6 protein-coding genes and 1 riboswitch are annotated in these 14,141 nt (G+C 57.6%); all 6 genes read right to left on the bottom strand.

Features of this window, described 5'->3' with window-relative positions; translation table 11 throughout:
- Positions 1-31 precede the first annotated feature (31 nt).
- Positions 32-847 (bottom strand): DUF1559 domain-containing protein, encoded by an 816-nt coding sequence (locus RISK_RS17010; protein ID WP_047815503.1) that lies wholly within the window; start codon positions 845-847, stop codon positions 32-34.
- 147 nt (positions 848-994) lie between these two features.
- A riboswitch (cobalamin riboswitch) is annotated at positions 995-1,239 on the bottom strand.
- Positions 1,240-1,345: 106 nt separating this feature from the next.
- Entirely contained in the window at positions 1,346-2,434 is a 1,089-nt protein-coding gene (locus RISK_RS17005; RefSeq protein WP_315852654.1) for a prenyltransferase/squalene oxidase repeat-containing protein, read from the bottom strand.
- A 59-nt stretch (positions 2,435-2,493) separates the two neighbouring features.
- A complete protein-coding gene (locus RISK_RS17000; RefSeq protein WP_047815501.1) occupies positions 2,494-8,307 on the bottom strand; it encodes a peptidase in 5,814 nt (1,937 codons plus the stop codon).
- Complete coding sequence (locus RISK_RS16995) at positions 8,304-10,778, bottom strand: en/Spm transposon protein (RefSeq protein ID WP_047815500.1); 2,475 nt, start codon at positions 10,776-10,778, stop codon at positions 8,304-8,306. The genes RISK_RS17000 and RISK_RS16995 overlap by 4 nt, the downstream gene beginning before the upstream one ends.
- Positions 10,775-13,078, bottom strand: coding sequence for a BatA domain-containing protein (locus RISK_RS16990; RefSeq protein WP_047815499.1), 2,304 nt, complete (start codon positions 13,076-13,078; stop codon positions 10,775-10,777). The genes RISK_RS16995 and RISK_RS16990 overlap by 4 nt, the downstream gene beginning before the upstream one ends.
- A complete protein-coding gene (locus tag RISK_RS16985; protein ID WP_047815498.1) occupies positions 13,075-14,085 on the bottom strand; it encodes a DUF58 domain-containing protein in 1,011 nt (336 codons plus the stop codon). Before RISK_RS16985 ends, RISK_RS16990 begins: the two co-directional genes overlap by 4 nt.
- Positions 14,086-14,141: the final 56 nt, after the last annotated feature.

Below are 14,141 nucleotides of genomic sequence, written 5' to 3'. Positions count from 1 at the left end.
AGATCCAGGGAGTGTTTGATTCAATGATGTGTTACAGGGTGGCGTCGTCATGTCCGGCTCGCGTGCAGAGCGCCGCCAGGATCTCTAGGTCGAGTTGCTCGGTCAAAAATGTGACCGAGCTGTCCGCGCGAAGGACCATCACGCCACCGACGTGAAAGCTACGCATGTCGTTTTCAAATGCGGGGGCTTGGTTGATCGGGAAGGCTTGATCAAACAAGTTGCGTCCGTTGATCCATTGCCCATCCGGAAACGCGGCATCCTCCGAGACCATCACGGTGTTCGAACTGCCGTCCAAGATGTCGCGCATCGCGAGAGCTCGGTCGTGCAGCATCATCCCGTTGGGGGGATCGTTTCGGCCCGTGATTCGCTGACCGTAGATCCCGCCGTAGTCGGACGCCCCGCGACCTTGGATCTGTCCATCGGTCCGCGGCGTGCTGGGGCACAGGAAGGTCGGCAAGGCGGTTGCCGCGGCGACTTCATTTTCCGGAGCATCAAACGCGAGCCGAAAGTCGATTTGTTCGTGCAGTCCTGATTGCTCCAGAAACGGCAACACAAACGCAGACCAAGCCAATTGTTTTCCATTGGGATACTGAGGTCGCACCTCAATCGCACCCGGTGGAAACTTGTTGTGGGCGGCATGGTAGTTGTGCAACGCCAAACCAATTTGGTGCAAATTGTTTTGGCAAGACGCACGCCGCATGGCTTCACGAGCGGCCTGGACGGCGGGCAGAAGCAAACCGACCAAGACGCCGATGATGGCGATCACGACCAGCAATTCCACCAAGGTGAAACCCATCGCGAAAACGCTTCGGTAGCGGCGGCAATGCGAACGAGGAGACGGGAGCATGCAAAGCGATCGAGTCAGTTCGAATGCGGACCCATCGCTCGGGAAATACCCGCGCGGAAGTCGCCTTGATCATTCGGACTGGAATTCAACGAAACAGCCAAGCGAAATTGGATTTCGCCCCGACGCCGATCTCGCCCAAGAAGATCACTTAGCGTCCGTTTCGTGGTAGGTCTTCTGACTCCCGACGCAAACTCGCAAACGCTCGCCTTCTCGTCTGTCACGGAAAATTCCGATCAATGACAATGGCACAAGAGGAGTGTTTGCTTGGAAGTCACTGAGTCAGCAACTTCGCGTCGGATACAGCGGCCGGGCCGTCTCGGAATCTCACCGAAGTTCCCTGTTTCCTAGGATCCAAGCCTTGGATCAAAGGCACCACGCAACGTTGCCGGTAGTATTCCCAGGTCCGTTCCGGTTGTCAATCCAATTCGTTTCGTGGGGATTGAGTGATTGGCAAATCTGTCGCGATTCACGGTGGGAATGCACCCCCATGGCGGTCGATTATCTTTGATAAATCGGCAAGTAATGGTAGCGAACGCTGAGGCTGAGAATGGCCAAGGCGGTGGCGTAGGCGACCCCCACATTGCGTTCTTCGCCCTGGTGACTGACCCAAGATCCGTTGTCGGCTTGCAATCGCAGCAACAGCTCAGGAACCATTTTGGCTGCTGTGGTCGCGGCTTCTCCCCCGATTTGGTGCATGCCCTGAGCGTAGTAATACATGCCGTAGAAAAAGAACCGCTCGTTTGTTCGAGGAGGGTGTTCGAGCAACCACGCTGCCGCCCCAGCAACCAAGGGGGAGTCGTATTGGCCACAGGTTTGCATGGCGAGCAAACCGGCCGCGGTCATTGTGAATGCGGGATGATGTGTTCCCGGAGTGTAGGCAAAGCCGCTGGCCTTTTCTCTTGGTTGTCCGTTTTCGTCCAATGGCGACGTGTACGATTCTTTCAGGTACTCCACTGCCAAATCGATCGCTTCGGAGGGGACGTCCAGGCCATCATTCTTGGCGGATCGCAAGGCCATGACTTGCCAAACCGAAACGGATAGATCGGAGTCTCTGGAATCGGGTTTGTATCGCCACCCGCCCTGAAGGCGTTGTGGTTTGGAGACGGCTTGCGATTGGAGGATGACCTGGATCGCTTGCACCAGAGCGTTGTGAATCCGTTCGTTTTGGTCGATGGTTGCCCCCATGCCCAATATCTCGGTCAGCATCAGCGTGGTGATGCCGTGCCCATACATGCGAGACCCATCGTGATGGCCAAAGTACCCCTGCGTTTGATTGCGAGGTTGCAACACAAACTCGATGGCTCGGCTCATCACGCGACCCTCGAGAGTCGCTGGTTCCGGAATCGTTCCGATGGATGCGAACGCCATGATCACCAGCGATGTCATCGCCGTTGCATTGCCGCGATCGGCGATCGATCCGTCCTCCTTCTGTAATCGCAACAGGAACTGGATGCCCTGGTTCACGGAATGGTCAATGGCGTCATCAACATAGAGATCTGTCAGGTCCTCTTCTGCGGAGGCTGAAGTGAGGAACCGGTTTGCCCCCGGCCCAAGTGCGCTTGCACACGTTATGCCGGTACCAAACATGGCTCGGGCGAGCCAGGATCGGCGGTCGAGTGGGGCGTGCTGAGGAACTTTCACAGGAATCACCTGTCCGATCGTGGTTTGGATTCACTGGACTTGGCCGCTTCGGCGGAAACAGCTTCGAAGTACGCCTGGACCGCTTTGCGGTACGTCATCGGAAGACGCACTTTACGGTCTTGGATGACCTCTTCGGTTTGACGTTCTCGTAGGTCGCCCCAATCCCCGTCCGCAATGTTCCAATCGCTTGCATCGATCAGAGAGTTGTCACGTGCTTGCCCTTCGCCGCGGGCTGGATGGTTCGCTTGGGGACTGCTTGGTTGCGAGGAATCTTGATCCGATGGCTGGGATGGATCGCCGGCTTGTGCAATCTGTTGCAACTGTCGTTGGCGTTGTTGAGCCAGGTTGCGGATGGCTTGCTGAGCCGCTTCCGCCAGTGTCGAGGATGCCTGTCCCGACGTTTGCTGCTGACCGGGGCTGGCCGGCGAGTTGGGCTGATTGGCCTGCTGGCTGCCTGACGCCTCGGAGGAGGATTCTCCCGCGGAACCATCCGCCGATTGATCTGAGGTTTGGTTCTCAGGCGTTTGCTGCGATTGCGATGTCTGAGAGGGATCGGATTGGGCGTCACTGCCTGCCGGATCCGGGGGCGGTGAATGGAGGGCTCGGTCCAGTTCATCCAGTGTTTTTGCGAGTTTTTGACTCTGCGAGGAAGACGGGGCGTCATCCGAAGCAGTGGAGGAGTCGCCTTCTCTGTTGGCTGGATCGCTGCTTGCTTGTTGGGCGAGTGCATCTGCTTTCGCTTGCAGTTGCTCGGCCGCTTGAGCGAGCTGCTGATTGGCTTGGCTGGCTTCACCGGACTGCAAGGATTCTTGGGCTACGTTCATCGGTTGTTGACTGACGGCTTCGATTTCCGTGGCAACCTCGTCAAGTTTTTCAGCGGAAGTCCTGTTGCCCAGTCGTGCTTCGTGGCGTGCTGCTCTGCGAAGTTCTTCCGCTGCCATCGCGACAGAGTGTTGAAGTCGCTGTTGTTGCTCGGCAAGGGGTTGATTCGAGGACGCGGGCGGTTCGAGCGATTCGTCGATCGCGAGCGATTCTTGGTTGGAATCGAGTGATTCGGCGAGGTCCTGCAGTTCTTCGGTGGCCTGCTGAGTGACACGCGAGAGCAATTCAGCAGCGGGATTGGCAGCATCGAGGTTGGCAACCGCTCGATTGCGAGCATCTTCATACCGTTGTTTCGCCTGACGCTCCGATTCGCGAGCCAAATCGCGAGTTTGCTTGGCGGCTGCCGCCGCGGTTGCTGCGTTTTCGACTTGGGCTTGTTTGTCTGCCACGTTTTTTTCTGCCCACTCTTCCCCAGGGTGCTTTTTCTGTTGTTGCTTGGCCTGGTCGAGGCTTCGCTGAGCATTGCGTTCTTGGTTTTGAGCTTGTTGGATTCGGCGGCCCGCCTCATCGACATTGCGGTGCCACTGTTGGTTCTCGTTCTGAAGCGATTGCAGGTATTGGTTTTTTCCCCGTCGTTGCATTGCTTCCAGTTGTCGAGCCGCTTTGGCACGTGATTGCTCGTTGTTGTGCAGGGATTGTTTCTGCATCTGGCGAGCCTTCTCGTTGATCGCTGCGGTTTGTTTCGCGGCATCCTGAACCGCCTCGCGAAGGGATTGGTTGGCGTCTTGCAGGTCGTCCAACAGGGCCGCGTCGTTCTGTGCCTGTTTGCTGGCTTGCGTTGCTTGGGAGAGATCATCGCGAATCTGTTCGATTGCTCGCTGTGTCGCATTTTCGTTGGACCACCCACTGGCTTGCTCTGCCATTGCCAGCAAGTGTTTCTCGACGGCGTCGGCGCGATCCGAGATGGAACGCAACTCGTCCCGAGCGATTCGTTTCTGTTCCGAGAACTCTGCGTCAGAACGTTCCAAGTTGCGACGCAGCGACGTTTCTTCGTTGGCCGCTTCGCGAATCATTTGTTCGGCGGCACGGACCGTCTGCTTCGTGATGTCCTGCAGCGATTCTTGCATCGGTTGGTCGGTGGGCAGCTTCTTTTCAAGTTGTTCGAGCAATTGCTCGGGAGTCATCTGGTTGGCTTTGGCGACCGCTTCCGCTGCGTCGAACTGGTTGTCCATGGACGGGTTTGCTTCCGAAGAGGGCGTCAGTTCATTGAGGGCGTCCCGAGTCTCGGAGGCATCTTCACCTTCGTCGATGGCTTCGAAGTGGTCCGCAATGGTCTCCAATGTTTTCGAAAGGTCAGCAAGTGATTGCGAAGCCTCTTCCGGTTGGTTTTCACGGAGCTGGCTGGCAACTTGTTCGGTCTGTTGTTCCATCGCTGCGATGGCCTGGTCAGCATCGCGGGCAGCCTGCGCGTCGTCCGCTTGGGAGTAGTCCGCGTTGTTGGCTCGGTCCGCCAATTGTTCGGCGATCGCGCTGACTTGCTCCTTCAAATCGTCGAACTTGGATTCCGCCTCGGTCGCGACCTGTTCGGGGGATTCGGGACGTTTGGACTGGTCTTCTTCAATGGCATCGCTCTGTTGCTTGGCTTCTTCCGCTGCCTCACGTGCCTGGTCGGACAAGCTCGGTGTGAGTCTGCGAAGGAATTCACGAGCCTCTTCCATCATCGGGTCGAGATCATTCCAGCTGGATTGATAGGTTTTCAGGATCGACTCAATCGGGATGGCCGCTGACACTGGCGTTTCGCTTTCCCAGCGACGACGGTTCAATCGATCACGGGCTTGGCTGGCGTCTTGATTCCAACGAGTGTCCCGCAGCGGGTCGGCGACACGGGGATCCAGGCCGAGATGCCGAACTTGCGCCATCGGGATTTCGTTGGCGACTTGGATGTGTTCGAGTCGGATGGGTTGATGGATGATCCCGTCAGCAGAATTGACTGGGTACCGTTCTCGGTCGGCCACGAACTGCCACTGTTTCTCGAAGCGATGCAATTGGTTTCCTGCATCCAGCGTCATCACCGCTTTCGAGACTTGGTCATGAAATGCGACCTCGTCGAGGTCCGAACTTTCCGGCGAGACGAATCCATCGGCAGTGATGGCGTCCAGGGTCCGGGCGATGAGGTCGAGGTCCGAGCTGGCGGTCACCTGGGAATCGCTTCTCGCTTCTTCAAAACGTTCCGCTTGTTGCAGGCGGTTCAGGATGGTGTCGCGAAGTCCTTGAAAGGATTCCTGGTGCAGTCGTTCCACGGATTTGGATTCAGCCAATTCATTGGAGTCGCCGCGTTCGGCGAGTGATTTCGATTTGCGTTGTTGGTCGTGCCATTGCTTGCCGATTCGATTCAGCGTTGCGAGCTGTCCAGCCCATCCCATGGATTCCGCGGTGAACTCCTTCATCGCGGCGGCGATTCGGTTGGCCACGTTGCCGTGCAACAAACTATGAACTCGCAACGCTTTGACTTCCTCTGCAATTTGCTGCATGGTTTCGCGGAAGGGACGCTCCGCATTCCCATCTTGCGACGTGCGAAGTTTGTCACGAGCGTCCGAGATGACCTGGGTGCGTTGATCCACGAAGCGATGGATTTGCTCATGGTGTCGCTGCACTTCTTCGGGAAGATCCGGTTCCATCGACTTCAGGAGGTCACTGATTTGTTGCAGTTGCTGATGAAGCAGCTCGCTTTGTCCCGGCAGCCTGGTGATGGGGATGTTGGCATCCGCGTCACCGAGCATCGCGGCGCTGGTTTGAATCGTTTCCATGTCCTGGGAAAGTCCCATGGCGAGCTCGATGGCCAGGATCGCTTTCGTGAACTCGATCGACCGCGACGTCAATCGAGTGAGCATGCCTAGTTTGCCAACATGCGAGCTCGAAAGCCGTTTGCGTTGGTCCACGGAATCGTCGTTGGGGAATTGCTCGCCAATCTGCTGCCAAGTTTTGTATTGAAGCGACGTCTGTTCGAGGGCAAAAGTGGCAGCCGAATCCAGACGCGACCATTGGTCGATTCGTATCGGATCGTCCATCGAGGCCAGAAGTTTGCGAATGGAGGTCGGCGCTGCTTCGTCCGGCGCGGGTGAGATTTCATCGGCCGAGGCATTGAATCCAGAAATCGATTCCCACCGGACACGAAGCTGTTGCAATTGAGCGGGAAGATTGGGATTCAACTGGAACGACTCAGTGTCCGGGGACTCAATCGCGGCTTTCATGCTGTTTTGCATGCCTTGACTGATCTGGTTCAGTTCTTCGAACCAAGGCGTGATTTGTTGTGTGAGTTCTTGGTGAGCCAACAGATCGTGATGTCGATCGGGATCAAAATCCAACTGCGCAATGAAAATATCAATCCAATTGGATTGACCGCGGTGGCCTGCTCGATCCACGGCGATCAGTCGAGTCTTCAAGCGACTGCCGGACGGCAATTTTGCATCCGCATTTTCGCGTCCATCAAAACGAGCCAGGTCCCAGTTCAGATCCACGCGAACGACTGAACTGGGATCTTTCAAATCAATCTTGGTTTCTGTCAGCCCTTCACCTTCCAACAAGATTTGCTGGATCGCATAGTCCATCGGAATGTCGTCCTCCAAATGTCCGACCAACGAAAGCACCGCCGCTGGCGAGGCAATTTGTCGACGCGGAATCGATTCGTCCCACGCCGCGATGGGGCTGCGGTCGATCACGGGGTCAATCGTGTATCTCGGCGAAAAGGGGTTGTTCAGTCCCGTGTCGGAACCCGTTGCGTCCAGGCGATAGCTGCCGGGGGTTGAGATCGGAACGGTGATTTCGAACTGCTGATCCTCGGGGGAAACGGATGCCAAGGCAAACCCAGAACCGCGCGAAGAGAAACGCATCTCCGCGTCTCGAACGGGTTGATCGAATTCCACTCGCATCGTGACCTTGGTTCCGACGAACGCGGTGAGGTCACCATGGTTCTCGGTGACGGTTTTGTTTGGCAGTTTGGTGTGCGACGGGTACTGATACTCTTTGACAAACGAAGTCGCACGCGGGCGAGGTTGCGGGGTCAGCGTGTACCACAGGGTCTCCGCATCTCCTGCAAGAATTCGATATTCAACCGAAGTTTGCTGGACCGGAAGATTTGCCGAATAGGTTGGCAGCCGAGGTGCGTCCAAGGCTGCCTGATCGTGTGTTTGATTCGCGAGGGCTTCGTGTGAACGTCGGACCATGCGCTGACGTTCTTGTCCCAGTTCGTCGCGGATTTCAAGCCAGACATCGGACCGGCCCAAACGGTCCACTTCCACCATCACGCCGACGAGATCCCCTTCGGCAACCATGGCGGATGGTGGGGCGGGTTGGAGCAAATGGATTTTGGTCAGGGAGGCTCGTTGGATGGGGGCGATTGGCAGCAGGACGCGCGCGAAGCGCCGTGGCAATTCCAGGGTCGGGATCAATCCCAACGCCGTGATGGCGACGAGCAGGGAGAACAGCACCCACAAGGCTTGTTGGATCAGTTTCCAGGGCAACAAGCGTCGCACTTCGACATCGCCCATCTGATCGGCGACATGCGATTGCAGTTTCCGTCTGAAGTCAGGCGAGCCATTGAGATGGTCGACTTCACTGAGTTCGACGGCGGACAGGATTTGACCGCGAAGTTTGCTTTGAGCGATTTCAAAGCTTCCGGCGACTTCGGCGGGGGAACTTTGAAATGCGGAAGCGATTCCGTTTCGGTAGGCTGCCCAGCCTGCGGCAACATACGCAAGCAGACTCAGCAAGACGCGTGGCAGGGTGCTTGGACGCACAAAATGGTCGATCAACGCCAGGGCAATCATGGCGGTGATCAGCATGGTCACGCCCACGGCGACACCACGACACGCTTGCAGTGTGGCACGCCGTCTGGCGAAGGCACGCAGCGCATCGCGAGTTGCGGGCAGCAGTTCGCTGGGGGCCTGGTGGTTCGTTCTGGGCAGTTCGCCCAGCATTCCGTAGGGCAGTTCGCTCATACCAATCCCACCTTTTTACGCATCCACCATTCGGCGGCTAGAAGTCCCAGGATGGCCACAAACAGCCACCATGATTCCCACATCAACGTGTCGGTTTCAATGATTTGGCCGCGAGACAACGGCAGCAGCTGGCTCAGCATCTCTTCTGCGGACGACTCGTGGACGTAGGTGCCACCGCCGGCGCTCGCAATCTCTTTCAGAGTGTCCTCGTCCACCGCCACACGATCCAGTTCACCCTTGCGGGACGGTTCCACCCAAATCGGTGCGGTTGCTTTCAAGGCGGAAGCGTCATAGCCACTGGCGCGAACTCGCACGTGATAGGCACCGGGCGGCAGAGAATCGGTTTGGGCCAAGTACGTTCGACGAGACTCGTCGTCAAGGTTCATCGGAAGGGTGGCAACGATTTGGTCGTCGCGAATCAACAAGGCATCCACCGTCGCCGGGGTGTTGGGGGACGCTCCCTCGCCGAACGGTGTTTCATTGTCGAGCAGCCGGACCCGGATCAGCGCTGATTGGCCGGAGTCGTAATCGATTTTGTCGGTTCCGATCGCAACATAGTCGTCCCGCACGGCGTACGGCGGTTGCATCGCGGCGGTCAGCATCTGATTCCAGAAACGGCCGTGCAGTTGACTCTCGATCTTGTAACGCCAACGCCAAGTTTGATCCGTTGCCAGAAAGAACACACGCCCTGCACCAAACAGACGGGTGACCAACCAAGGGACGCGGCTGTCGGTTGGAGAAGATGTCTCAGTTGCTTCTACCAAAGCATCTGCCCAGACTTCGGCATCCGCCCGAGCCGTTGTGACGGGAATCACGCCCGGGACCGGCATGCTGCGCCAGAGTTGCTCGTTGGACGCGATCTCAGAACTCAGCAACATCACCGGTTGAGAACGTCCCGTCGCTGTGGGGCCAATGGACTGAACGGATGGTTGTTGTCGTTGGTATCGAAGCAGGTCGTTGTTTTCGGAGGAGCCCGCAGGGTCGACGAATTCGACGGGCAACAGGTCGTTCAGCGACTCGATTCGTGACAGACGGTTGTAACGACCATTGAGCATGATGAGTCCGCCACCGCGACGAACGAATTCTCGCAAGCCAACGGAGTCCGCCTCGGTCCATTGTTCTGGTGGAACTTCGCCCAACACGATTGCGTCGAATCGGTTCCAGTCTTCGGTTGTGGCCGGCACCTCTCCGTCGTTGTCCCCCCGTGAAATTTGGGGGGAGTCCGTGCCCGGGCCGAACAGAACCGTGTTCACTTGCCAAGCGGGATCCCGAGCGAACAGGTTCCGCAGATAACGTGTTTCCCACCGCGATGAGCCGTCGAGGATCAATAGCCGACGGTCACGACTGGCCGCTGCAATTCGAAAATCCCAGGAATCGTTTTCGGGTTGGCCCAAGGTGGTTGGGACGGTGGGATCGGCCCTGCGAATGGATGCGGTGAAGGGCAAGACAAGGCTATCGCGGTCCACGCCTCGGGCTTCTTGGTTGGCGAGACGGTTCGTGAGTGGCTCCACGGGAAGGTCAAAGTCGATTTCGGTTTGTCCGTCCTGGGTGGCCACAAAACTGTCGGACCAAACCAGCGTCTCACCCGATCGAAGTTCGATTTGAAGCGTGTCGTTGGTTACCCCATAGTGCTTGGCCACAATGGTTCCCGTCAGGCGACCATCCGCAGCAATTCGCTCGGGATGCAGGACGTTGGTGATGCCGATGTCGGTCGGTTCGTCGACGCTGCCCAGACCAACCGTGTGAACTTGCCACCCCGACTGCGAAAGTTGCCAAGCCAAATCGGAGGCATCGTCCACGCCGGCGGAGTCGCGTCCGTCGGTCATCAGCACCACTGCCAGTGGGGAGGCCGCGGTGCCAGCCGGTTCATCGGGCTGGACGAAGGATTGGGCCGGATCCCTGTTGCCTGACCGCGGCAGCATGGGGCGCAACGCAGCTGCCAAATTCGTGGTGGATCCGTTGGCTTCACCCAGGATGATTTCGGTCGATTCGCGTTCGCTCTCAGAGTCGAGATCGTAAGACTTCCATCGTGGTTGAGCGGTGGCGTCAAAACTCATCACGTCGATCAAGTGAGTCGATTGCAGCGTTTGAATCCAACCCTCGCTTTCATTTTTGCCGAACAGCATTTCAACAGAACGGCGCAAGCGATCAGGGGACTCACGGTCCGATGAGTCTCGTTCACTCATGCTCAACGACTGGTCAACCGCGAAAATGAGTCTGGCGGGCTGGCCGATGACTTGGCGGTGGTGCCAAATCGGGCCAGCCAAGAGCAGAATGGTGAGGATGATCGCGGTCGAACGCAGGGCAGGAAGCACCCAGGCGGCAGTGCCTGCCAGTTGCCTGGTTTCTTTCAGGTACAACCATGCCGCAGCCAGTCCGGTGAGGATCGCGATGGCAAGGATTGCCCAAGTCGGGAGATCCCACGAAAACCGCAAACTGGCAAGGTTCGATCGAGGACAATCAGTCATCATCGATGACTCCCTGCGGAAGCGGCGGGAGCGTTCCAAGCGGTGGCGGCCGATTTGGGACGCCCGGCAAATTGTTGCCAGAGGAGTTCCGCGATCAGGACAAGCAGCACCAAGAACATCAGCGGTCGCCAGATTTCTTGGCCAAATCGATCGGTTGCGGTCGCCTCCACCACGTCTTCTGGTGTGTCAAACAAACGTGCTTGCAGACGGTCCGCGAAGGTTTCGATTTGGCTGGGTTCCAACGTTCGGAGATCCGATTCAAAGGCGGGGATTTCTGCGACGCGAAGAAGAGTCGTGGCGGGGCCATCGCTGGACTCTGTGGTTGGGGCCTTCGGCCGAAAACGATAGATGCCAGCGATTTGGGTGTCGCTGAAAACGCCCGATGAGATGTTCGGAGCGTCGTTTTCAGGAGCTGGATCGAGAGGAAATTGGAGTTCGGAACTGGAACCATCCGGCGACGTCACCGTCCAAGAGGCTGTCGGGCCTGGAACCAGCATCGGTTGGCCTGCCACCACGTTCATGGATTCTTGGCTGCCTACCAAGTCCAGTATCAGCTGCTGCATCATCGGCAAGTAAACCGCACGCAGTGGCAGCGTGGACCATTCTGTATCGCAGCCAATGGCAAACTGAATCACGTTGGATCGACGAACTGCTAAAACGGCTTGATCCGATGTTCGCAACAAGACCTGGGTGGACTCCGTGGCAGAATCCTCGATCAGCAACCGACGATACCGTCCAACTCGAACTTCTTCCCAGATGCCATCGCCGGCCTCTTGCAGTGATCCCCAAACACTCTGTCTGCCACGCGGCGGTTGGATGGTGAATCCAAGGCGGTCTTGTTCTTCCGTCGTGACGGAGTTCTCGCTCTCCAAGACGGCTTCGACGTCCGAAGCGGTGATGAGTCGATCCAGTTTGGCTGGCAACCATGGGACGTTGTTCCACTGGTCTGCGGCCACTTGATCGCCGTCGAAGAAGACGAGCTTTCCATTGTGAGCAAGAAACTGTTCGAGCAACTTGTTGTCAGAGTCATCTCGCGAGTCGATCTGTTTGACGTTGGCAAAGATGATGACGTCGGGACGTTCGGCGGTGTCCATTTGGGTTGCCAGTTCAGGGGACCATCGCGAACCCGAAAAGACTCGGCTGCTAACCAAATCCGAACGAGCATTCTGGTCTGCTCGTGCACTCTCATTGACGCTCGCGAAGGCAAAGGGACTGAGTGCCAAACGCAAGAAGTCCGTTTCGCTTTGCAACGGTTCGTTGGATGGATTTCCATCGACCAACCACACCCGGATTTGGGGCAGGACGTGGATGGCAAGTCTGCGACGATTGTCCGCCGCGATTGCGTCCGTGTGTTCGACGGCGAATGCCAGCGAATGGTCGCCACCTGTTTCCGGGGTGTGCGTGAACGAGAGAGTGGATGAACTGCGAGGAGCGATGTCGAGGGTTGCGGTTTGCACGGTCTGCCCGTCGTAGAACCATCGTCCGGTCAATCGACTGACGGAGCGATCTGAATCATTCCGGATCTTTGCGGTGAAGTTGACCAATCGATCTTTCAAAACCGCTGGGGCATTGGCGTCGAGTGATTCCACCACCAAGTTGTCGAGCATGGCGTCGGCTTGAGCAACGTTGAGGAAGTCGACTCGCGGTGGCGGTGTCATGCGATCCAGTTGAACGCGAGCGTCTTCGACCGCATCGATCCATTGATTCCCAGCAGCCAAACAGTTGGATTGAAAGTCGCCGCAAAGCACAATTCGACGATTCGGATGCGAGGCCTCCTTGCATGCGTCCAGGCAAGTGTCCAACGCTTGGACGTAGTCCGATGGAGGACCGTCGAATGGAAGTTCGGACAAGCCGACCAAAGCATCGCGAGGGGCGGATCGCTGGAACGCCGCCGTGAGCTGACTGGCCCGAATCACAATCACCTCGTCACCGCGTGATAGATTTTCAATCAGTCCGGTGGCTGCTTTTCGAACGCGATCGTGACGTCCGGCAGCCTGCATGGAGCGACTGTCGTCGACACACAGGATCAGCGTCAGCGGTTCGGACCCAGGCAAGGCGCGAGCCGACGAGAGCAATGGACGAGCCATCGCGAGCGCCAGCAAAATCGGAATCGCACATCGAAGTGCCAGCAGGATCCATTGATGCCACTGCATGCGTCGGCGGTTTTTCGCAACGACGTCCTGAAGCAAGAACATCGCTCCCCAATCCATCGATCGATAGCGACTGCGGAACAACAAGTGGATTGCCAGGGGAACGACAAATGCGAGTGCGCCGGCGAGGAGTCCGAGGTTGAGGAAATTCATCTCGAAGAATCGCCCTCCGCCGAGGCATTCGGTTGGGAGCTTGCCAAGACGGAACCGGGGAAGGTCAGTGAACCGCTGATGCCACCACCACGCCGCAGCGTCACGAACCTCGCGAGCGCGTCGACGACGGGAACATCGGTGGTGATCATGGCATGGTCGACACGGTTGCGACGGCAGGCTGCTTCGATCGTCGCGTTGTGACGATTCAGGGACTCAATGTAGCGTGAACGAATCTGTCGCGAATCGATGATCTCACGATGATCGCCGTTCTCTAAATCGCGAAATTCGATTCGGTCATGGAAGGGGAAGTCGACTTCATCCGGATCGAGGATTTGTAGAAACACGACCTCTTGTCGTTGAGCTCGCAAGGACGCGAGTGATTTGCCGAGTGATTCAGGATCACCAAGGCCATCGGAGATCAGAACCACCAGCGAACGTCGTGGCAGTTTCAGCATCGCTTGGCGGATGACGGTGCCCAAGTCCGTTTCACCGCCACCAGAATCACTGGCCAAGATCGCAAGCAAGGCTTGGAGGTGCGACGGCATGGTTCGCGGTGGCAGCGAGTCACTGATCTTGTCGTCAAACGTCATCAATCCAACCGCATCTTGGCTGGAGAGCATCATGTAAGCGATCGCCGCGGCGATCGCGGTCGCATAATCTTGCTTGCGATTGCCCAGGGAGGCCCGGGAGTCTGTCAGTTGCAACGCTCGGCTGCCGGCGTATTGCATGCTGCCGCTGCGGTCGACCAGCAGCGTGCACCGTAGATTGGTCTCTTCTTCGAATTCGCGAATGTAGAGACGATCGCTTTTGCCGAACGCACGCCAATCGATGTTCCGCAGTTCATCGCCGGGAACGTAGGGGCGGTGCTCTTTGAACTCGACGCTGGACCCTTTGTGCGGAGATCGGTGGCGACCCGCGGTCAGTCCCTCGACAGCCTGTCTCGCGATCCACTGCAACGCGGCGGCACGCGACGCATCACGCGCGGTGAACAGATCGGGGAAACGCATGGTGGGCTGGGGCAGGAAGGCGGCAAGCGGAGGCGAAATCGTCCCCCTATCCTAAT

The sequence above is a fragment of the Rhodopirellula islandica genome (assembly GCF_001027925.1).
Taxonomy (GTDB): Bacteria; Planctomycetota; Planctomycetia; order Pirellulales; family Pirellulaceae; genus Rhodopirellula; species Rhodopirellula islandica.
Note: the sequence above shows the minus strand (reverse complement) of the source record. Positions and strands in the feature narration are given on the sequence as shown.